This window comes from Photorhabdus sp. RM71S (assembly GCF_042879355.1).
Taxonomy (GTDB): Bacteria; Pseudomonadota; Gammaproteobacteria; order Enterobacterales; family Enterobacteriaceae; genus Photorhabdus; species Photorhabdus kayaii.
The window spans coordinates 1-274 of the sequence record NZ_JBHFKV010000266.1; the positions used below are offsets into that span (position 1 = coordinate 1).

The 274-nt window shown below is 56.6% G+C and carries 1 protein-coding gene; it reads right to left on the bottom strand.

Annotated elements, in window-relative coordinates:
• Positions 1–273 (bottom strand): CHC2 zinc finger domain-containing protein (locus ACGF5R_RS24835; protein WP_387693314.1); only part of this gene is annotated, 273 nt, incomplete at its 3' end.
• Position 274: the final 1 nt, after the last annotated feature.

Below are 274 nucleotides of genomic sequence, written 5' to 3' on the forward strand. Positions count from 1 at the left end.
CAGCATGGCGGGTTCATCCGGTTGCACCAGCGGCACCACCGAGGGGTTATCTCCCAGTATCCCGCGCAACTGTTCCACGGCCCGGCGCAGACTTAAGCCTTTGGTTTTCATTACCCAGTCCAGCACTGAGCCGCCGGCATCGCAGCCAAAACAGTGATAAAGATTTTTTGCCGGTGAGATAACCATTGACGGGGTTTTCTCCTGATGGAACGGGCACAGCAGCACGTAATCTTTGCCGCGTTTAAAGAGCTGTCGCCCCTGTTGCTCCACCACG